Source organism: Aquimarina megaterium XH134, assembly GCF_000520975.1.
Taxonomy (GTDB): Bacteria; Bacteroidota; Bacteroidia; order Flavobacteriales; family Flavobacteriaceae; genus Aquimarina; species Aquimarina megaterium.
The window spans coordinates 414,956-436,292 of sequence record NZ_JACB01000001.1 but is presented as its reverse complement, the minus strand read 5'-3'; the positions used below and the strand labels follow the sequence as shown (position 1 = coordinate 436,292).

The window sequence follows — 21,337 nt, the reverse complement described above, 5'->3', positions numbered from 1 at the left end:
TACAATAATTACTACAGCTATGAATACTAAAGTTTTATTTATAATAGCAACAGGATTAGTTTTAAGTGCTACAAAAGTAAGTGCTCAGGCTACAGACTGTGCAACTACAGCATCCATCGCTTATGAGCATGCTAAGGTAAAGAATTATACTGCTGCAGAGGAACCTCTGTGGAAGGTGAGAAAAGAATGTCCTACATATAGCGTCGCAACATATCAATTTGGACAAAAATTGTTAGCAGCTAAATATAAAAAAGCTTCTGCTGCAGAGAAATCTGCTCTTGCAAATGAAATCATTACATTATGGAAAGAGCGTTTTCAGTACTTCCCGGCAAAAACTAAAATAGGTGATATGCATTCTGATATAGGTCAGTTAATGTATGATAATAAAATTGATAGTAAAGAAAATCAGTTTGTAGAGTTTGATAAAGCATATACAAAAGATAAGAAAAACTTTAAAAGACCTAAGAAATTATATACTTATTTCTCTCTTTTTGTTGATCTTCATGGTGAAGGAAAAAAAGAACTTCAAGGAGTTTTTGATCTATATGATGATATTACAGAAAAGATAGAGAATGAAGAAAGTAGGTTGGCAAAAACAATAGCAGAGCTTACAGAAAAAGAAGAATCAGGAACTACATTATCGTCTAAAGAAAAAAGAAAACTAAAAAATTCTGGTATTAACCTAAATGCCTTTAGTAAAGTAAAAGCAGGGATTAACCAGAAACTTGGGGAGTTAGCCGATTGTAAAAACCTAATACCTCTTTATACTGGACAGTTTGAATCTAAAAAAACAGATGCAGGTTGGTTAAAAGGAGCCGCAGGAAGAATGTCGTCTAAAGATTGTACCGATGATCCATTGTTTTTTAAGTTAGTAGAAGCACTACATAAAACAGAACCATCTGCAAAATCAGCTTATTATTTAGGGATATTAGCATTAAAAGATAAGAAGACAACAACTGCATTAAAGTATTTTAATCAATCTGCAGAATTAGAAACTAAAACGAGAGATAAGGCTAAAGTTTATTTCAAGATTGGTGAAGTGATGAAAAGACAAGGAAGTAAAGGAAAAGCTAGATCTTACTATAGAAAAGCACTTAAGCATAGACCATCTATGGGAGTTTGTTATCTTAGAATTGCAAGTATGATAGCAAGTAGTGCAAATAGCTGTGGAGACGATGTGTTTAGTAAAAGAGCAGTATATTGGTTGGCAGAAAACTATGCTCGAAGAGCAGGAAAAGTAGATCCAAGTTTAAAATCTACGGCAAATAAATTTGCAGCTAACTATCATGCTAAAGCACCATCAAAAACTGATATTTTTAACAACCCAGAAAAAAAATCTGTAAGTATTGGATGCTGGATTGGTGAAACGGTTAGAGTGCCAAAGCTATAATGCAAAATAAAAATATATATACAATAGTAAACATTGTCACAGCATTTGCTGTGACAATGTTTTTTTCATGTCAATCAACAACAAAAAATGATCTGGGAGGTTTAATCTTAGAAGACGCCCCTATTGCAGAAGGGTATGAGATAAATCTTAAATATACAGACTCAGGAAGGCTTACAGCAATACTTAAAACATCAAAAATATTAGATTATTCTAATAAACCTTTCGTATATCACGAATTCCCAGAAGGTATTGTGTTAGATATTATTGATAAAGAAGGAAAAGTAAGTGTGGTTACCTCAGATTATGCAATTTCTTACCAGCAAACAGGCTTAATCGATATGAGAGGTAATGTAGATATACGAACTGCAGATAGTACCCATTTGCAAGCCAAGCAGTTATATTGGGACCAAAATATTAATTGGATATTTACAGACCAGCCCTATAAAAGTTATTTGCCAGATGGAACAATTAATGAAGCAGATGGTTTTGATGCTAATCAGGATTTTACTATCTTGAATTCAAGAATAAATGATGGGGTAATGTTTATAGAGGAGTAATCCAGTACTATGATGAAAGTATTTAGATTTTTTGAATATGCCTATTTGGCGATCATGTGTTTTTTTATCTACGAAGCATATGCAGAATGGGGACAAGAAGGCGGAAGAAGTATGCTCTATATTTTCTTTGCAATTGCCGCAATTTTTATGTTTTTCTTTAAAAGAAACTTTAGAAAACGATTTGACGCCAATAACAAAGACTAATTCATGGAATTACATATCATTGTTATTATTCTTTCCCTTATTCTTTCAGCTTTTTTTTCAGGAATGGAAATCGCCTATGTTTCTTCTAATAAAATACACATAGAGATTGAGAAAAAACAAGGGGGATTTATCTCAAATATCCTAGCCCGTTTAACAAAAAAACCTTCCAAATTTATTGCAACAATGCTTGTAGGCAATAATATAGCATTAGTTATATATGGGTTTTATATGGGTGAAATACTGATGAAAATAATAGCTGGGTATTTTCCTGAAATAGCAGGTAGTATTACGTTACTATTGCAAACATGTATTTCGACTTTGGTGATTCTAATTACAGCAGAATTTTTACCTAAAGTATTCTTTCAAATTTATTCTAATACGTTACTCAAAGCCTTTTCATTTCCGGCATATGTTTTCTATGTTGTATTTACACCTATTTCATCATTTGTAATTTGGGTTTCTGATTTTGTGCTCAAAAAATTTCTGAAAACAGATGGGGATCAAGTTCAACTTGCTTTTAGTAAAACAGAATTAGGAGATTATATAAACGAGCAAATGGAAACTATCGAGGAGCATGACGAAATTGATAGTGAAATCCAGATTTTTCAAAATGCATTGGATTTTTCAGACGTTAAGTCGAGAGAAGTAATGGTTCCCAGGACAGAGATAGTGGGCGTAGAGAAATTACAATCAATAGAAGAAGTGAGTACCTTATTTATAGATACAGGTCTGTCAAAAATAATTGTGTATAACAATACTGTAGACGATATCATTGGGTATGTACACTCTTTCGAGTTATTTAAAAAACCTAAATCGTTAAGATCAATTCTTTTGCCAGTAGTTTTTGTGCCAGAAACAATGTTTGTTAAAGATGTGCTTAATCTTCTTACCAAAAAACATAAAAGTATAGCAGTGGTGATCGATGAGTATGGAGGTACCAGTGGTATTATTACAGTAGAAGATATTGTAGAAGAGCTTTTTGGTGAAATTGAAGACGAACATGATTCTGTAGAACTTATCGAAGAACAATTGTCAGAAAATGATTATCGATTTTCTGCACGAATAGAAGTAGACCACATCAACGAGTCCTATAAATTAGACCTTCCAGAAGATGAAAATTATGAAACATTGGGAGGGATGATTGTAAACCATACCGAAGAAATTCCTCAACAAGGAGAAGAAGTGAAAATAGATGGTTTCAAAATTAAAATTATAGAGACTTCTAATACCAAAATTGAGATTGTAGAATTACATGTGATACCAGAGGATTAATAATACTATTGCGATGAGCAAAAAAACACGAAACCAGGGGATTGTAGTATTTGTTGTATTTTATATCATTATTGTGATATGTGATCTGGTTTGTAGTAGTAATGAAGCGTACTCGGATCTTAGAAATATTACGAAACCTTCAATTCTGGGTTCATTAATCATCTTTTTTTTGGCACATAGAAAAGGACTGGGTATTTCTATATTTAGATTAATGATATTGGCCTTGTTGTTTTCTTTGGCCGGAGATATACTACTTTTATTTGTTATACAATCTCAACTTTTCTTTATTGCAGGACTAGTTATGTTTTTGTTGGCACATGTAATGTATATTTTGGTGTTTCTTAAAAAGCATAATAAGCACAAAAAAAACAAGATTTTTCTTATGCTAACCGTTGCTTATGGAGCAGGTTTGTTCTATTTGTTATACCCTGGGCTAGGAGATATGTTAATCCCTGTGATGGTGTATATGATCGTGATTTTGTTAATGTCAAATGCATCATATTTAAGAGAGAAACGAGTCTCTCAAATGAGTTTTCTTATGGTTTTTATAGGTTCCCTGTTTTTTATGATCTCTGATAGCATTTTGGCATTTACAATGTTTTATCAACCTTTGCCTATGAGTAACATATGGATTATGACTACATATGCAACAGCTCAGCTTTTGATTGTTTGTGGTGTTTTAAGACAAAAAAATCAAATTTTTTAAAGTAATAAAAGTACGTAGAAACCACACTATTCTATATTAAAAACCGAAAGAGTTAAAACTTCATAAGACTTTCAGTTTTTTAATTGGTATTATTACAATAAAATGGTATTTTCGCCCACTATATTTTGAATAAATTATAATATACCATGGCAGTTTTAAATAAAATCAGACAGCGTTCGGTTTTTCTAATCGTAATCATTGCATTAGCACTTTTCTCTTTTGTGTTAGCAGATTTGATTCGTAATGGAGGAGCTATTTCCCAGAAAGCTGAAAATACGATTGCAACAATAAACGGAAAAGATATTGATCGAACAGAGTTTGCTAGAAAAGTAGAGCTAGCATCAAGAAGTTTTGGAGGAGGAACATCAAGTATTCAGGCTGTAAATTATGTATGGAATCAAGAATTGAGAGAAACAGTTTTTGAAGAGCAATTCGAAGAACTGAACATTAGAGTAGGAGAAGATCAGGTAAACCAGTTATTAGAAGAGTCATTAGCAAATAACCCAACGTTTTTGAATGAAGCTGGAGTTTTTGATAAAGCCAAAATGCAAGAATATGTTGCTAATGTAAAAGCTACTTCGCCACAAGCATATCAACAATGGTTAGATTTTGAAGTTTCTGTAAGTAAAGGTGCTAGAGAGCAAACTTATCTCAATATGATTAAAGCTGGTGTAGGGTCTACACTAAAAGAAGGAGAGTTGGCTTATAAAATGGAAAATGATAATGTAGATATCAAATATGTACAGCTTCCATTCTCTAGTATTGAAGATACAGAAGTAGAAGTGACGGATGCAGAAATTAAAGCATATATCGATGCTCATAAAGATCAATATAAGGCAGAAGCTTCGAGAAGTATACGTTATGTGCTATTTAATGAAGTTCCTAGTGAAGAAGATGAGAATCAAATAAAAGCAGAAGTAGCTGCATTATTAGATGATAAAGTAGAGTTTAATGAAGCAACCAAAACGAACGATTCGGTTTTAGGATTCAAAAACATTGATGTAAAAGATGCAGAAGAGTTTGTAAATCAAAATTCTGCTTTAAAATTTGATGGGGGATTCAAGTTTAAAAAAGATTTACCCACTACAGAAGCAGATACAATTTATAATCTAGGTATAGGAGATGTATATGGGCCATATAAAGATGGAGATTATATTAAAATTTCAAAAGTAGTTGCCCAAAAACAAATGCCAGACTCGGTTAAAGCAAGTCATATTTTGGTTTCTTGGGCTGGATTAGGTACTGCAGGTGATACAAAACGAACTAAAGAAGAAGCAAAAACCTTAGCAGATAGTATTATTGCAGTAACCAAAGCAGATAATACAAAATTCTCGGCGCTGGCAACACAATTCTCTGCAGATACTTCTAGTAAAGATAAAGGAGGAGATCTTGGGTATTTCTCACCAGGTAGAATGGTTCCTGCTTTTAATGATTATTGTTTCGAAAATAAAACTGGAGATCAGGGAATTATTGAAACACAATTTGGATATCATATTATAAATATAGAAGATCAAAAAAATGAGCAAAAAGCTATAAAAGTAGCTACAGTAGCTCAAAAGGTTGAGCCAAGTGAAAAAACGATCAATGCTATTTTTACAGAAACAACCAAGTTTCAGATTTCGGCTAGAGACAAAGATTTTGAGGAAGTTTCTAAAGAAAATGAATTAACAGTACGACCTGTAAATAAAATCAAAGAATTAGATGAGAATATCCCTGGATTAGGAGCTAGAAGAGCAGTTGTGCAATGGGCTTTTAATGAAGAATCTAAAGTAGGTGAAATAAAACGTTTTGATATCCCTGAAGGATATGCGGTAGTTCAATTAACCGAAAAAGAAGATAAGGGATCAATGAAAGTAGAAGATGCAAGTCTAACTATAAAGCCGATCTTGATTAATAAAAAGAAGGCAGAAAAATTAAAAAGTAAAATTTCTGGTAGCGCACTAGATGCAATTGCTCAAAGTCAGGGGCAAACTGTAAAAGTCGCTTCTGCATTAACTATGAAAACTCCAACTATTAGCGGAGCAGGAACAGAGCCAAAAGTAGTGGGAACAGCCTTTGCTTTAGAAGCAGGAAAAGTATCTGGTCCTATTGTTGGTAACAACGGAGTATATGTTATAGAAGTAACTAAGAAAACACCAGCTAGCGGTTTAGATACATATATGAGTTATGCATCACAAGTTTCCAAAGCTCAGACAGGAGCAGTGAATACCAAAGTTTTTGAAGCACTTAAAGAAGCTGCAGAAATAGAAGATAAGAGATCTAAATTCTACTAAAAAGTAGGTTGATATATTAAAATAAAAAACCCTGAAGAGTTATTCTTCAGGGTTTTTTATATACTAGTTCTATTTTTTTGTGTCTAGCTTCTAACCTTTTGTTCCCATTTCCAGGCAGAAGTAAGAGAGTCGTCCAAGCTACTTTTTGCTTTCCAACCTAGTTCACTATTTGCTTTAGTAGTATCTGCATAAGCTGCTGTGATATCACCTTCTCTTCGTTCTACAATTTTGTAGTTTAGTTTTTGCTTAGATACTTTTTCAAAGGATTGTATCACTTCTAGAACAGAACTTCCTGTACCAGTGCCTACATTAAATACTTCGTAATTAGAAGCATTCTTGCCTTCTAATAATCGTTGTAGGGCTACTACATGAGCTTTTGCAAGATCTACGACATGTATGTAGTCTCTAATGCAGGTTCCGTCTGATGTGGGGTAATCATCACCGAATACAGATAATTGCTCTCTTAGCCCTATTGCTGTTTGTGTAATAAAAGGAATCAGGTTTTGAGGAACTCCAATAGGAAGTTCTCCGATTTCTGCCGAAGGATGCGCTCCAATTGGATTAAAATAACGTAATGCAATGGCTTTTAAGGCAGGATATACCTTACAGGTATCTCTTATGATTTCTTCCCCGATCTGTTTTGTGTTTCCGTAAGGAGACTCTGCTGCTTTAACCGGGGCATCTTCTGTAATTGGTAACTCATCTGCCTGACCATATACCGTACAAGAAGAACTAAAAATAAAACTTGCCGATGGTTTATTAGCTAATTGCTGAAGGATATATACCAGAGTCGATAAATTATTCTCGTAGTATAATAAAGGTTTTTCTACGCTTTCACCTACAGCCTTTGATGCTGCAAAATGAATAACCCCCTCTATATCATTATGACGGTTAAAAAAATCTTGAACCTTATCCTTTTCTCTAAGGTCAAATTTTTCGAAAATGAGATCTTTTCCTGTGATTTCACAAATTCCTTTAATCACATCGGGTGATGAATTCGAACAGTTGTCGATAATAACAACTTCATACCCTTTGTTTTGTAACTCTACAACGGTGTGAGAACCAATAAACCCCAATCCCCCCGTGACTAAGATTTTCATATGTAAAATGATTTAATATTTGCACCAACGAAGGAACAATAATTAAAGGATTTTAGCAACTTCTTGATTTACAAATTCTAAAAATCGTTCATCTTTTTCAGTAAAAGGATCTGAGCTCTCAGAGTCAATATCAATCTGTCCAATATTTTCTCCGTTCTTAAATAGAGGGATTACGATTTCTGATTTTACAGTTAGACTACATGCAATATAATTATTTTGTGCCTGCACATCAGGAACCACAAAATTCTCATTAGAAATAGCAACCTGACCACAGATTCCTTTTCCGAAAGGAATAATATCGTGATCTGTTTTTTCACCAACGTATGTACGAAGTTTTAATTCTTCTTTGTCTTCGTTTTTAAAATAAAAACCAACCCAATCATAGTGATCTATATTGTCTTTAAGTAGTTTGCAAATCATGTACAATCTGTCTGTAACAGATTCGTCATTGTCTTTAAGTATATAAGTAATCTGGGGTTTTAAATCTTCAAAAAGCATTCCTAACAATTTTTTCCCGGCAAAAATATCTAAAAAAAATATAAAAGCCTCTTATTTAGAATGGTATTGTTTTGTTAAAAAATCATTTAAAAAGTAAAAATGCATTGGCGATTGTTTTATATATAGAGTATTTTTGACATCTTAATAGTAAAGAAACTAGACTAATTTTTAGTGTATAATTGCATGTGTAGTAGTATTTTGAGAACAACAGGAAGATTTTTTATAGTAATAGTATTTATAACTTTGGCAGGAGTTTCCTGTAATAAAGATAAGAAACCCGAATCAGTTACTGTAGATGATAGTGTAAATGAAATTGCCGATTATAATAAGACCGATTCTAGATCAGAAGTTAAGTTTTCTGATGTAAAAATTCAAGAAATATATGGTTTGTATCTATCTGTAAAAGCAGCTTTAGTAAATTCTGAAAGTAGTATTGTGCAGGCAGAAACAAAAAAATTAGAAGCAGTTATAGAGGATTCAAAAGAGAATGAGCAGCTTAAAGCAGTTTCAAAACTCATTTCACTAACCAAAGACATCAAAAAACAACGTGATTTTTTTGTAACACTAACTAGTGAAGTAGAAAAACTGATAGGTAAAGCAGAAATTACATCGGGTGAAGTGTATAAGCAATTTTGTCCTATGGCATTTGATGGAGAAGGAGGGTATTGGTTATCTGATTCTAAAGAAGTTAGAAATCCATATTATGGAAAAAAAATGCTTGCCTGCGGAAATGTAGAAAAAACCTTTAAGTAACAGGTAAATTCGTGTTATTTAACATAAAGTATAAAATATATTTCACTTATAGAGAAGTAAGAAAATACTTATAATGGAAATATTGATTATATTTATAAGGAATCAAGTGCGTAAATAAACTGAATTTTGAGGGAAATTTAAGACATTAATACGTACTGGATTAGTATTGTAATTGGGATAAAACAAAAAGGATATGATTGAGAAAAAATTAATCTTGTTGATTTTTTCTGTACTCTTTTTTTCCTGTAGTGAAGCAAAAATGACTCCTGGACCTACGGTCCAGACGATTGCTCTTATAGAAAAATCTAAAGCACTACAGTTACGAGGGAAGAAAGTAGAACAGAGTATGCTCAGAAAAAAAGATTCGATAGTAATGCTTATCGGTGGACCGAGTATAGAAGTTTCTTCGAATGATAAGGATTTTGTAAACATAGAAAGCTTGTCTGATGAGTTTATTTTGGATATGAAATATGCTACTTCTGATAATTTTTTAAAAGAAAAAGTATATTCTTGCGCCAAATGCTTTGTTAGAAAAGACGTGGCAGAAGCACTTATAAAGGTAAATAATGATTTGCTTACTCAAGGATACAGAATAAAATTCTTTGATTGCTATCGACCATATAGTGTACAGAAAAAAATGTGGAAGATTTTTCCTAACCCTGGATATGTCGCAGACCCAAAAGGAGGATCTGTACATAATAGAGGAGCAGCTGTAGATATAACTTTGGTTAGATCGGCAGGTGGGCATGTTGATATGGGGACAGGTTTTGATCATTTCGGAAAAGAAGCGCATCATTCGTATAAATCGCTTTCGAAAACGGTACTTGGGCATCGTAAGTTGTTAAAGGAAACTATGGAGAAGCATGGCTTTAAGACCATTAGAACAGAATGGTGGCACTATAATTTTAAAGGAAACACAAAGTATAAAATATCAGATTTTAGGTGGAAATGTGATTAACGTTTGTTGTTTTTAGAGGCGAGTAATGATTAAAAAAAACGACACTCACCTTAATGAGTGCCGTTTTAAAGCACAATAATTGTAAAAATCGGAAAAAAATCATGCTTTATGTTTAGAACTGCTCGACTTCTGTGCTACCTTCCATAGCTACAGTCGAAGCTTTACCTGCAGTTACTGTATTTTGTACAGCGTCAAAGTATGTGGTGCCTACAAATCCCTGATGTTTTACTGCACGAAATCCGTCTTTTTGTAGCGCAAATTCTCTTTCTTGTAATTCAGAATAGCCAGCCATTCCTCTTTCTTTATATGCTTTAGATAATTCAAACATACTTGTGTTTAATGCATGAAATCCTGCAAGAGTAATGAATTGAAATTTGTACCCCATAGCAGCCAACTCTTCTCTAAATGTTTCCATTTCTGAAACAGAAAGCTTTGCAGCCCAGTTAAAAGAAGGAGAGCAATTGTATGCCAGCATTTGATCTGGATATTTGGCATGGATAGCTTCGGCAAATTCACGAGCCTGTTCTAAGTCGGGATTACTGGTTTCCATCCAAATAAGATCGGCATAAGGAGCATATGATAACCCTCTGTCAATGCCTTGTTCTATCCCGTTCTTAACATAAAAGAAACCTTCATCTGTGCGTTCTCCTGTAACAAACTTTCTATCGCGTTCATCTACATCACTGGTCAATAAATTAGCAGCATCAGCATCGGTACGTGCAATAATAACTGCAGGTACTCCCATTACATCTGCGGCAAGACGAGCGGCAACTAATTTATTAATAGCTTCCTGGGTGGGAACTAATACTTTTCCGCCAAGATGGCCGCATTTTTTTGCAGAACTTAATTGATCTTCAAAATGAACTCCGCTGGCACCCGATTCTATCATAGACTTCATCAATTCAAAAGCATTTAGGTTTCCTCCAAAACCGGCTTCGGCATCTGCAACGATAGGAACCAAATAATCCTTTTTGTTTTCCTCGCCATTTACTACTTGTATTTGATCTGCTCGCAGTAATGCATTATTAATTCTCTTTACAACTTGCGGAACACTATTTACAGGATATAGAGATTGATCTGGATACATTTGTCCGGCAAGATTTGCATCGGCGGCCACTTGCCACCCACTTAAGTATATTGCTTCTAATCCTGCTTCTACTTCCTGTACAGCCTGGTTGCCTGTTAGTGCTCCTAATCCCGCTACAAAATTCTGAGTTTTTAGTTTCATCCATAGTTTTTCAGAACCTTGTTTAGCTACACTATGCTCGATTTTGTATGAACCTTGTAACTTTACTACTTCTTGGGCAGTATAAGGGCGTTCTACATTTTTCCATCTTGGATTTGTGGTCCAATCGATAATCAATTCTTCTATTCTTTGTTCTGTGTTCATGACTTATTGATTTTACTATATATTGATTTACTTTATATGTATTGATATGCTCTGGTGGTAAGAAATTCTTCAAACTCATCTGAGGTTACCAGTTTTTCGAATATCTGGATGGCATTTTGATAATTTTCGGTTTCGAAGAGTACGTTTCCTACCTGCTTTTTAATTACCTCAAGTTCATCTTTGAAAAGAGTAGTGAATAATGAGTTATTAAGTGTTCTGCCATCTTCTAAAACTACTTCATGTTGTAGCCATTGCCATATTTGAGTTCTGCTAATTTCTGCAGTAGCGGCATCTTCCATAAGATGATATAATGCTACTGCTCCATTCCCTCCCAACCAGGTGGCGATATAATGAATTCCTACATTAATGTTTTGTCGGATTCCTTTTTCGGTAATCGTACCTTTTGGGATGGCTAAAAGATCATTTTCGGTAATGTTTATATCATCACGTTTTACATCCATTTGATTTGGATTTGGCATATGAGTATCAAATATGCGCATTGCCAGTGCTACCAATCCTGGATGTGCTACCCATGTACCGTCATGACCGTTTTTTACTTCTCGCTCTTTATCTGCTTGTACTTTGGCATATGCAATTGCATTTCTGTCTTCGTCATCTTTAATTGGGATTTGTGCAGCCATACCACCAATTGCCAGGATATTTCTTTTGTGACATCTTTGAATTACCAGCTTGCTATATGCATCCATAAAAGGACTGGTCATTGTTACTTGGGCACGATCAGGAACTACAAAACCTGGGTGATTTCTTAGTTTTTTGATGTAGCTAAAAATATAATCCCATCTTCCGCAATTCAGTCCAACGATGTGATCTTTTAATGCATAGATAATTTCATCGAGTTGAAAACTTGCTGTAATAGTTTCTACCAAAACTGTCACCTTTACTGTTCCGTGTTTGATGCCTAAGTAGTTTTCAGAAAAATCAATTACATCGTTCCACCATATGGCTTCAGTAAAATGCTCTAGTTTAGGGATGTAGTAATAAGGCCCGGTACCGTTTTCTTTAAGCTGTTCATTGTTATGAAACAGGTACAAAGCAAAATCAAATAGAGAAGCAGATACTTCTTCACCTTTTGATAAAAGATGTTTTTCATTAAGATGTAAGCCTCTGGGTCGTACGATTAATGTGGCTGTTTTTTCGTTAAGCCTGTAGGTTTTATCTTTTTTAGGGTTATAAAACGAAATAGTTTTGTTAACCGCATCTTTTAGGTTTTTTTGCCCTTGAAGACAGTTTTCCCAAAGCGGAGCATTGCTGTCCTCGAAGTCGGCCATAAATGTTTTGGCTCCAGAGTTTAGAGCGTTAATTACCATTTTTCTGTCGACAGGCCCTGTGATTTCGACTCTTCGATCTTGTAGATCCATAGGAATTGGTGCAGCTGCCCATTCGCTATTGCGAATCTCTTTGGTGTTTTCTGGGAAAGAAGGGTGGGTTCCCAGATCAAATAGTTGTTGCTGGCTTTGGCGATTTTTTAAAAGGACTAATCGTCTTTCGTTAAAACGATTTTGTAAGGCCTCTAAAAAAATCAGGGCTCCATCGGTCAATATTTCTGGATGGTAGTTTTTAACTTCTTTGGTGAAGCTAATTTTCTGATTAAGGTTTGTCTGTGTTTCCATAACTAATATCGTTTGAGTGAACAATATTATAAAAAAGTTTTTTACAAAACAAGCGAACGTTCGCTAAATGTGAACTTTTTGTTTTTTCGTGAATTACGCAAAAATGGTTACTTTTGAACTTATGGCGATAGCAGAAGAATATATTAGGTTGATTTTCGGTCTGAAAATCAAGCAGATACGAACAGAGAAGGATTTGTCTCTTTTCGGATTGTCAAAGTTATGCGGGCTTTCTAAATCGTATTTAAATGAAATAGAAAAAGGAAAAAAATACCCTAAGACAGATAAAATTATCAAACTTGCAGAGACATTTGATGTTCCTTATGATAATTTGGTTTCTCTAAAATTAGATAAAAACCTGGCCCCAATTGGTGAAATTTTACAATCTGGAATACTAGATGAGATTCCGTTAGAATTGTTTGGTATACAGCAAAGCGATTTAATTGATATTATAGCTAATGCACCATCAAAAGTAAATGCGTTTATAAGTACGATTATTGAAATTGCACAGCATTATAACATGAGTCGTGAAGGTTTTTATCTGGCTTCTTTACGATCTTATCAAGAAGCGCATAACAACTTTTTTAAAGATCTAGAGGATAAGGCTTTGCGATGTGCTAACTCATATCAGTTGGACTTAAGTGGAAAAATTACTTCGGCTGATTTAGAAGATATTCTTAAGGAAGAATATGGATATACAATTAATGTTGCCGGGATTCCAAAACAGGAAGAATTGGATAACCTGAGATCGGTATTTGTGCCCTCTACAAAAACACTATTGTTGTCAGATCGAGTAGATGAGGCTCAAAAAACGTTTATTTATGCCAAGGAATTGGGATATCAATACCTGGAAATTACCGAAAGACCTTATACCTTTTCATGGATAAAGTATGATAATTTTGAAGAAGTATTACACAATTTTTACGCGTCGTACTTTGCTGGTGCTTTAATTATTCCCAGAGCTCATTTGAAAGAGCACCTTAAAGAATTATTTTTAATGAAACGATTCTCTGAGAAAGCTTTTCATAAAATTATGAAATTGTATAATGCTTCTCCAGAATCTTTTTACCAACGTCTTACTAATGTACTACCAAAAGATTTTGGTATGCAGAATGTATTCTTTCTTCGGTTTACTCATAAATTAGGGGCAGAGAAATTTAATTTGGTTAAAGAGTTACATATCACGCACCAGCAGCAACCTCATGCTAATGAGGTAAACGAGCATTATTGTAGACGATGGATGGCTATTAAGATTTTGCAGCATACGGCTACTAAAGATTTGGAGTATGCATTTAATATTCAAATCTCTGATTATGTAGATACAGATCAGCAATATTTGGTATTTACTTCGGCGACAAAGGACCCTTTTAAAAAAGACTATTATCGTAGTATAGGGATTGGGTTTTTGAAATCTTCTACTCTAGAGAAAAAAATCAATTTTGTTAATGATGCAAAAATATTAAAAGAAAAAGTGGGGGTCACTTGCGAATCGTGTTCGTTGGTAGATTGTGAAGCTAGGATGGCTCCTCCCAAGCAACTATTAGCTAAGGAAAAACATAAAAAGACAGCAGAGTTGGTAGAAGGTATCATGAAACAATATTCTTAGTGTTAGATAAGTTTAAAGACTGTCTTTTCGATAAAAGAAAACCCCATCCTGAATTTTCAGAATGGGGTTTTGTATTCTTAACAAATTTATATTCGCAAACTTGCTAAATGTTTTTGCTGTCGCCAGGCGACTACATCATTCCTGGCATACCTCCGCCCATTGGTGGCATTGCGCCTCCAGCAGGAGCATCCTCTTTAATGTCTATTAGTGCACATTCTGTAGTAAGGATCATACCAGATACAGAAGCTGCATTTTCAAGAGCTATACGTGTTACTTTTTTAGGATCGATAATTCCAGCTTTAAGCATGTCTACGTAATCTTCAGATTTAGCATCATATCCAAAATTATCTTTACCCTCAAGAACTTTAGAAATTACAACAGATCCTTCACCTCCTGCATTTTCTACAATCGTTCTAAGCGGTGATTCAATTGCACGGTTTACAATTTGTATACCAGTAGCTTCATCAGCGTTTTCTGTTTTTACTTTGTCTAATACAGCTTTAGCTCTTACCAGGGCAACACCACCACCGGCAACAATACCTTCTTCTACAGCAGCACGAGTAGCATGAAGTGCATCGTCTACACGATCTTTCTTTTCTTTCATCTCTACTTCAGAAGCAGCACCTACATATAGTACAGCAACACCACCAGCTAATTTTGCTAAACGCTCCTGTAATTTCTCCTTGTCATAATCAGAAGTAGTAGTTTCTATTTGTGCTTTGATTTGATTTACTCTGTTTTTGATTAAATCTTCTCCACCAGCACCATTAACTACAGTCGTATTATCTTTGTCGATAGCTACTTTTTCAGCAGTACCTAAGTGTTCAATAGTAGTATTTTCTAGTGTAAAACCACGCTCTTCAGAAATTACAGTACCTCCCGTTAGGATGGCAATATCCTCTAGCATTGCTTTACGTCTGTCTCCAAAACCTGGAGCTTTTACAGCTGCAATTTTAAGAGCTCCACGTAGTTTATTTACTACAAGTGTAGCTAATGCTTCTCCGTCTACATCTTCTGCGATAATTAAAAGTGGTTTTCCGGTTTGAGCAACAGGCTCTAAAACTGGAAGCAGATCTTTCATAGCAGAAATCTTCTTATCGTAAAGTAAGATGTATGGTGTTTCCAGATCAGCTGTCATTTTTTCGCTGTTGGTTACGAAGTATGGAGAAAGATATCCTCTGTCAAACTGCATTCCTTCTACGATATCTACAGTAGTATCAGTTCCTTTTGCTTCTTCTACTGTGATTACTCCTTCTTTACCAACTTTCTCAAAAGCTTTGGCAATAAGGTCTCCAATAGTTTCATCGTTGTTAGCAGAAATAGCTGCTACCTGTTTGATTTTATCAGAAGAGTCACCTACTTCTTTTGTTTGTTTTGAAAGATCTTCTGTGATTGCTTTTACAGCTTTATCGATACCACGCTTAAGATCCATTGGGTTTGCGCCAGCAGCTACATTTTTAAGTCCTTCTTTTACGATAGCTTGAGCTAATACAGTTGCGGTAGTAGTACCGTCTCCTGCAAGATCATTAGTTTTAGAAGCTACTTCTTTTACCATTTGTGCTCCCATATTCTCAAGAGCATCTTCAAGTTCTACTTCTTTAGCTACAGAAACACCATCTTTGGTTACTGTAGGAGCTCCAAAAGATTTACTAATAATTACGTTACGACCTTTAGGTCCTAAAGTTACTTTTACCGCATTAGCTAATGCATCTACACCACGTTTGATACCATCACGTGCTTCTATGTCAAATTTTATGTCTTTTGCCATAATTAATTTTTTAAAAAATTAAAATCCAAATCTCAACATTCAAAACTTCCAGAATATTTTCATAGAATATATTGAATAAAGCAGTGGATTTGTTTTTTGTGATTTTTAAATTGATACTTCTTATACGATAGCAAGGATATCATCCTCACGCATGATTAAATAATCCTTTCCATCTAATTTTAATTCGGTACCAGCGTATTTACCATAAAGTACGGTATCACCAACTTTAACAGTCATATCGTGATCTTTTTTACCGCCACCTACAGCAGCTACTTTACCTTTTTGTTGTTTTTCCTGGGCTGAGTCAGGAATAAATAATCCTGATGCTGTTTGCGTCTCTGCAGGAAGTGGCTCTACAACCACACGGTCTGAAAGAGGTTTGATGTTTACTCCCATTATGATTTGTTGTTTTTTTTTGTTAAAATTAAAATGAAATCTTCGATGCTTCTTATTTCAGAAATTATGCCAGTGGGACGATACTGACAAATTGAAACAAAAAATGTCGACTATATGACAAGTCGACATTTTTGTTGTTGTTTTTTTTAATAGATGTTATTCTTTGTCATCATTTTCTGTTGCCGGAGGAGTAACAGGAGTTTCTATCTGAACATCCTCGGTATTAACTTTTGATTCGGGAATAGAGCTTCCGCCCATTAAATCTATATTAGATAGTAGGATTAATACCAGTAATAGTGTCGCTAATGTCCAGGTACTCTTGTCTAAGAAATCTGTAGTCTTTTTTACACCACCTAGTTGTTGTGTTCCGCCACCACCAAAAGAAGAAGATAATCCACCTCCTTTAGGGTTCTGTACCATAATTACTACTACCAGTAAAAAAGATACGATAACGATTAGGATTAAGAATATTGAAAACGTTGTCATTATATTGTTATTTATTTTCTTGTAATTTTTTTATCGCTCGAATTTGGTCTGCAAAGAAACCACTTTTTTCGGGATTTTTCAAAATTAATATGTTATAAGCCTGAATTGCTTTTTTATAGTTTTTCTGAACCAAATATACTCTGGCCAAAGTTTCTGTCATTAATTCGTCTGAAGGAACTAGATTTTCCTTAGCCAGATTACGCGCAGGAGTATTCTTGGCAGCAGGTTGTATCTTAGGATTGTTAGCGATAAACTCATCTATCAAATCGAATTTATGTTTTTGATCTAATGATTTAACAGGCTTTTGTTCTTCAATTTCAGGAATCGGAGCTTTGGTTTCCTGATCAGAATCTCTATCTATTGGGTGTAAAGAGGTTAGTTTTAACCATTCTGCAAAAGAATGTGTTTCTTTTTTATTAAAATCCAGAGGTTTATCAATTTGTAAAGTTTCTTCTGGAGTTTTGTTTTTATCTTGAATATTTTTTGTTTGATCTTGTTCTGTTATATCAGGAGTTGCAGACTTAGCAATTTCGATCTGTTTAAGAGTGCTGTTTTCTTTTCTTTTAGAAAATAATTTGGGATCCAGAACATTTTCTGCTTCTTTCATTTTCATTCTTACAGCATCATCCATAGCTATTCTCGGAAGCATTTTAATCTCTTCTGGATCGATAACTGTTATATCGGACTTATGTTTCTTTTTTACTTCTTCGGTAATGTTATTTTCTTTAAAAAGATCAGAGGTGATAAAATCAAATAATACACTGCGATCTGTAGTGTATGCTGCGGTGGTCTTTAATTCCTGGTTGTACCTAAAACTTTCCTGATCTTTTAAGGATTTTAATGCCAATGCTCTTGCCGACTGAAAATAAGGAAATGTCCTTGTGATTTTTTCAAGGGATTTTGCCTGCTCCTTATTAAGTTGGGCAGGATTTTGAAGCAAATATGAAAACTCTTTAATATTCAACTAGTACTAATTATATATATATTATTCAACTCTTTGATAGAGTTTACTATTGTTTTTACCATCTGGCCAGTGTGGCATTAAACATATCTTGTGTGATTCTTTCAAAAATTACATCCAAGGCCTGATCTCTTATCGTATTTTCTGATGAAGACGCGGGATAATCAAAGAAAAAAGAAAAACGTTGTTCTAGGTCTTGAGCTGGATCTTTTGTATCATAAAACCTCATGTTTATCGCAATCGTTAATCGGTTTTGAGCAGCTGTTATGTTTGATGTTGCTGTATTTGGTGAAACATAATCTTGTACGATTTCTCCTTCGTAGATGATATCTCCTCCAGAAGTAGATAAACTAAGATTAGTTTGATTAAGGATTAAATCTTGTAGCTGATTTGTAAAAGTTTGATCGGCTCCAGGAAAAATTCTTGGGGATTGGTTTTGGAAAAAATTAACCTGAAATGTTTTTGTATCGGGAGAAATATTTGTTCCTGTAAAGGAGTATGCTCCGCATCCTTGAAGCAAGACCATTACAATTAGTATCGCTGCTATATATATTAATTTTCTCATCAATGTTATAAATCGTATTGTTTTATTTTTCTGTATAAGGTGCGTTCACTAATTCCTAATTCTTCTGCTGCTGCTTTACGTTTACCTCTATGGCGTTCTAGAGATTTTTTAATCAATTCTAGTTCTTTATCATGCAATGATAATGTTTCTTCTTCTTCAATTTCTTCGGCAAAATGGTATTTATCATCTTCTTGTCGCTGAATTGCAATTTGAGGCGGTATTTCGAGTACTTCAGAGGTTGTTGGTCTCTGAGGTTCTTCAAAATGTGTTTCTTCTTCCTTCTCCTGATAAATTTTTTGAATTAACCTTTCATTATCTTTTTGTACTTGTTGTGTGTTACCACTTTGCATTAGCTCCATGGTTAGTTTTTTGAGATCATTAAGATCACTTTTCATATCAAAAAGCACTTTGTACAATATTTCTCTTTCATTACTGAAATCACTTTCTTTTTTATCTGCAGAAATCACCGCGGGTAAATTACTTCCGATATTTGGTAGATATCCATGTAAGGTGGCTCCTGTTATCGTTCTGTTTTGTTCAAGGACTGAAATTTGCTCTGCAATGTTGCGTAATTGTCTGATATTACCACTCCAGTGGTATTTTTCTAATAAGATAACTGCATCCTCACTTAGCCGAATTGTAGGCATCTTATATTTGGTAGCAAAGTCGGAAGCGAATTTTCTGAATAGTAAATGAATATCTTCTTTGCGATCTCTAAGTGGAGGTAAAAGAATTTCTACTGTACTAAGACGGTAGTAAAGATCTTCTCTAAATTTACCTTTCTTAATTGCATCAAACATATTAACATTGGTAGCTGCTACAATACGAACATCTGTTTTTTGAACTTTTGACGATCCTACTTTAATAAATTCACCATTCTCTAATACTCTTAACAAACGTACTTGTGTAGTAAGTGGTAATTCTCCTACTTCATCTAGGAATATCGTTCCGCCATCGGCTACTTCAAAATAACCATTTCGGGTTTGTGTCGCTCCTGTAAAGGCTCCTTTTTCGTGACCAAAAAGCTCACTATCTATTGTGCCTTCGGGTATTGCTCCACAGTTTACGGCAATGTACTTGCCGTGTTTACGATGAGACAGAGAGTGTATAATTTTAGGAATACTTTCTTTACCTACACCACTTTCTCCGGTCACTAAAACCGAAATATCGGTAGGAGCTACCTGGATCGCTTTTTCCACAGCACGGTTTAACTTAGGATCGTTTCCTATGATTCCGAATCGTTGTTTTATGGCTTGAATTGATTCCATTTATGGAGTTTGTTTTTTGTTTTAAATGCGTGCTATAAAGTTATCGTTAATTATTGTCAGAATATCCAATTGCTTCACCAAGTAAAGTCGCACTGGTACACTCATCGATACGAACCATTACAAAATCTCCAATTTGATATTCTCCTTTTGGGAATATGGCTACAATATTTTTTGTAGTTCTCCCGCTCCAATGTTGATCAGATTTTTTAGATTCTTTTTCAATTAATACTTCAAAAGTTTGTCCAATATAACTTTGATGTCTATAGGCACAGTGTGTTCGTTGTAAAGCAATAACTTCTGCGAGTCTTCGCTTTTTTACATCTTCAGGAACATCATCTTCTAATTTACGCTCGGCAAGTGTTCCTGGTCTTTCAGAATAAGCATACATATATCCGTGCTCATATTTTATATATTCTAATAGAGACAATGTATCTTGATGATCTTCTTCTGTTTCTGTAGGGAAACCAATAATCATATCCTGAGTAATTGCGCAATCTGGGATTATTTGTTTAATATTATCAATCAAATCCATATACTCTTGTCGCGTATGTAAGCGATTCATTGCTGCAAGAATACGATCACTACCACTTTGTATAGGGAGGTGAATATGCTTACAGATATTTTTATGTTTTGCCATAATTTCTATCACATCTAATGTCATATCCTGGGGATTAGATGTAGAAAAACGAATACGTAATTTTGGATGTCTTTGGGCTGCCATATCCAATAGTTTGGCAAAATCTATTGCTGTAGCTTTTTGAAAATCACTGGCTTTTTGAAAATCTTTTTTCAGGCCACCACCATACCATAAATAACTATCTACATTTTGCCCTAATAAAGTAATTTCTTTAAAATTTTGAGCTACCAGGTCATCGATTTCTTTTAAGATGCTTTGGGGGTCGCGACTACGTTCTCTACCTCTGGTAAATGGTACTACGCAAAACGTACACATGTTATCACAACCCCGGGTAATAGATACAAAAGCAGATACGCCATTGCTTTGTAAACGAACAGGTGCAATATCGCCATAAGTTTCTTCTTTAGAAAGGACAACATTAACCGCATTACGCCCTGCATCTACTTCTTCGATCAAGTTAGGGAGATCTTTATATGCATCTGGTCCAACGACAAGATCGACTATTTTTTCTTCTTCAAGAAATTTACTTTTTAGGCGTTCTGCCATACATCCCAGAACTCCAACTTTCATTCCTGGATTGATTCTTTTTACTGCATTATACTTTTCTAGTCTTTTTCTAACTGTTTGTTCGGCTTTTTCTCTAATAGAACAAGTGTTTACCAATACCAAATCAGCATCTTCAAGATGTTGTGTAGTGTTAAAACCTTCTTTGGCCAGAATGGAAGCAACAATTTCACTATCACTAAAATTCATCTGGCAACCGTAACTTTCTATAAAAAGCTTACGTTTATTTTCTTTGTTCTGATCAAGAGCAAGCGACTGTCCCTGTATACTTTCGTCAATAATCTTCTCCATAAAATAATTCCTTACCGATTGGGGTCAAATAGTGTGCAAAGATACTTTTTAATACGATTTGTGACA

General features: G+C 34.5%; 20 protein-coding genes. 9 read left to right on the top strand and 11 right to left on the bottom strand.

Features of this window, described 5'->3' with window-relative positions; genetic code table 11:
* Positions 1-19 precede the first annotated feature (19 nt).
* The 6 genes from Z053_RS0102030 (at position 20) to Z053_RS0102005 (ending at position 6,402) form a co-directional block, all read left to right on the top strand.
* The gene (locus tag Z053_RS0102030; protein ID WP_025663368.1) at positions 20-1,390 is read left to right on the top strand and encodes a tetratricopeptide repeat protein; all 1,371 of its coding nucleotides are present in this window, start codon (positions 20-22) and stop codon (positions 1,388-1,390) included.
* Positions 1,390-1,947 carry an LPS export ABC transporter periplasmic protein LptC gene (gene lptC / locus Z053_RS0102025; protein WP_025663367.1) on the top strand — a complete coding sequence of 186 codons (558 nt, stop codon included), beginning with the start codon at positions 1,390-1,392 and terminating at the stop codon, positions 1,945-1,947. The genes Z053_RS0102030 and lptC overlap by 1 nt, the downstream gene beginning before the upstream one ends.
* Before the next feature lie 9 nt (positions 1,948-1,956).
* Positions 1,957-2,151: a hypothetical protein gene (locus tag Z053_RS0102020; protein WP_025663366.1), complete on the top strand. Its 195-nt coding sequence runs from the start codon at positions 1,957-1,959 to the stop codon at positions 2,149-2,151.
* A 3-nt stretch (positions 2,152-2,154) separates the two neighbouring features.
* On the top strand, positions 2,155-3,423 hold the full coding sequence (locus tag Z053_RS0102015) for a hemolysin family protein (protein WP_025663365.1): 1,269 nt from the start codon (positions 2,155-2,157) through the stop codon (positions 3,421-3,423).
* 13 nt (positions 3,424-3,436) lie between these two features.
* Positions 3,437-4,129 carry a lysoplasmalogenase gene (locus tag Z053_RS0102010; protein ID WP_025663364.1) on the top strand — a complete coding sequence of 231 codons (693 nt, stop codon included), beginning with the start codon at positions 3,437-3,439 and terminating at the stop codon, positions 4,127-4,129.
* Between the two features lie 146 nt (positions 4,130-4,275).
* A complete protein-coding gene (locus tag Z053_RS0102005) occupies positions 4,276-6,402 on the top strand; it encodes a peptidylprolyl isomerase (protein WP_025663363.1) in 2,127 nt (708 codons plus the stop codon).
* 83 nt (positions 6,403-6,485) lie between these two features.
* On the opposite strand, the gene galE is transcribed toward Z053_RS0102005, so the two are convergent.
* Positions 6,486-7,502, bottom strand: a complete 1,017-nt coding sequence (gene galE / locus Z053_RS0102000; RefSeq protein WP_025663362.1) for a UDP-glucose 4-epimerase GalE — start codon at positions 7,500-7,502, stop codon at positions 6,486-6,488.
* Between the two features lie 42 nt (positions 7,503-7,544).
* Positions 7,545-8,000 carry a GAF domain-containing protein gene (locus tag Z053_RS0101995; RefSeq protein ID WP_025663361.1) on the bottom strand — a complete coding sequence of 152 codons (456 nt, stop codon included), beginning with the start codon at positions 7,998-8,000 and terminating at the stop codon, positions 7,545-7,547.
* Between the two features lie 183 nt (positions 8,001-8,183).
* On the opposite strand from Z053_RS0101995, the gene Z053_RS0101990 reads away from it, so the two are divergent.
* Both Z053_RS0101990 and Z053_RS0101985 read left to right on the top strand, forming a co-directional pair.
* Positions 8,184-8,753 (top strand): DUF3347 domain-containing protein, encoded by a 570-nt coding sequence (locus Z053_RS0101990; RefSeq protein ID WP_025663360.1) that lies wholly within the window; start codon positions 8,184-8,186, stop codon positions 8,751-8,753.
* 193 nt (positions 8,754-8,946) lie between these two features.
* Positions 8,947-9,711: a M15 family metallopeptidase gene (locus tag Z053_RS0101985; protein ID WP_025663359.1), complete on the top strand. Its 765-nt coding sequence runs from the start codon at positions 8,947-8,949 to the stop codon at positions 9,709-9,711.
* Between the two features lie 112 nt (positions 9,712-9,823).
* Here the strand turns inward: Z053_RS0101985 and aceA are convergent, their stop codons facing one another.
* Together aceA and aceB are read right to left on the bottom strand one after the other, a co-directional pair.
* Positions 9,824-11,101 (bottom strand): isocitrate lyase, encoded by a 1,278-nt coding sequence (gene aceA / locus Z053_RS0101980; protein ID WP_025663358.1) that lies wholly within the window; start codon positions 11,099-11,101, stop codon positions 9,824-9,826.
* 32 nt (positions 11,102-11,133) lie between these two features.
* A complete protein-coding gene (gene aceB / locus Z053_RS0101975; RefSeq protein ID WP_025663357.1) occupies positions 11,134-12,732 on the bottom strand; it encodes a malate synthase A in 1,599 nt (532 codons plus the stop codon).
* Positions 12,733-12,835: 103 nt separating this feature from the next.
* Here aceB and Z053_RS0101970 point away from each other — a divergent pair, with 103 nt between their 5' ends.
* Positions 12,836-14,335, top strand: coding sequence for a helix-turn-helix domain-containing protein (locus tag Z053_RS0101970; RefSeq protein ID WP_231389154.1), 1,500 nt, complete (start codon positions 12,836-12,838; stop codon positions 14,333-14,335).
* A gap of 130 nt (positions 14,336-14,465) precedes the next feature.
* On the opposite strand, the gene groL is transcribed toward Z053_RS0101970, so the two are convergent.
* The 7 genes from groL to miaB all read right to left on the bottom strand — a co-directional run bounded on the left by groL (position 14,466) and on the right by miaB (position 21,271).
* Positions 14,466-16,103 carry a chaperonin GroEL gene (gene groL, locus Z053_RS0101965; protein ID WP_025663355.1) on the bottom strand — a complete coding sequence of 546 codons (1,638 nt, stop codon included), beginning with the start codon at positions 16,101-16,103 and terminating at the stop codon, positions 14,466-14,468.
* Between the two features lie 120 nt (positions 16,104-16,223).
* Positions 16,224-16,499, bottom strand: a complete 276-nt coding sequence (locus tag Z053_RS0101960) for a co-chaperone GroES (RefSeq protein ID WP_025663354.1) — start codon at positions 16,497-16,499, stop codon at positions 16,224-16,226.
* Positions 16,500-16,655: 156 nt separating this feature from the next.
* Entirely contained in the window at positions 16,656-16,985 is a 330-nt protein-coding gene (secG, locus tag Z053_RS0101955) for a preprotein translocase subunit SecG (protein WP_025663353.1), read from the bottom strand.
* Between the two features lie 7 nt (positions 16,986-16,992).
* Positions 16,993-17,949: a hypothetical protein gene (locus tag Z053_RS0101950; protein WP_025663352.1), complete on the bottom strand. Its 957-nt coding sequence runs from the start codon at positions 17,947-17,949 to the stop codon at positions 16,993-16,995.
* A gap of 55 nt (positions 17,950-18,004) precedes the next feature.
* On the bottom strand, positions 18,005-18,511 hold the full coding sequence (lptE, locus tag Z053_RS0101945; protein WP_025663351.1) for an LPS assembly lipoprotein LptE: 507 nt from the start codon (positions 18,509-18,511) through the stop codon (positions 18,005-18,007).
* A gap of 5 nt (positions 18,512-18,516) precedes the next feature.
* Positions 18,517-19,779 carry a sigma-54 interaction domain-containing protein gene (locus tag Z053_RS0101940; RefSeq protein WP_025663350.1) on the bottom strand — a complete coding sequence of 421 codons (1,263 nt, stop codon included), beginning with the start codon at positions 19,777-19,779 and terminating at the stop codon, positions 18,517-18,519.
* A 46-nt stretch (positions 19,780-19,825) separates the two neighbouring features.
* Positions 19,826-21,271: a tRNA (N6-isopentenyl adenosine(37)-C2)-methylthiotransferase MiaB gene (gene miaB / locus Z053_RS0101935; protein ID WP_025663349.1), complete on the bottom strand. Its 1,446-nt coding sequence runs from the start codon at positions 21,269-21,271 to the stop codon at positions 19,826-19,828.
* Positions 21,272-21,337 lie beyond the last annotated feature (66 nt).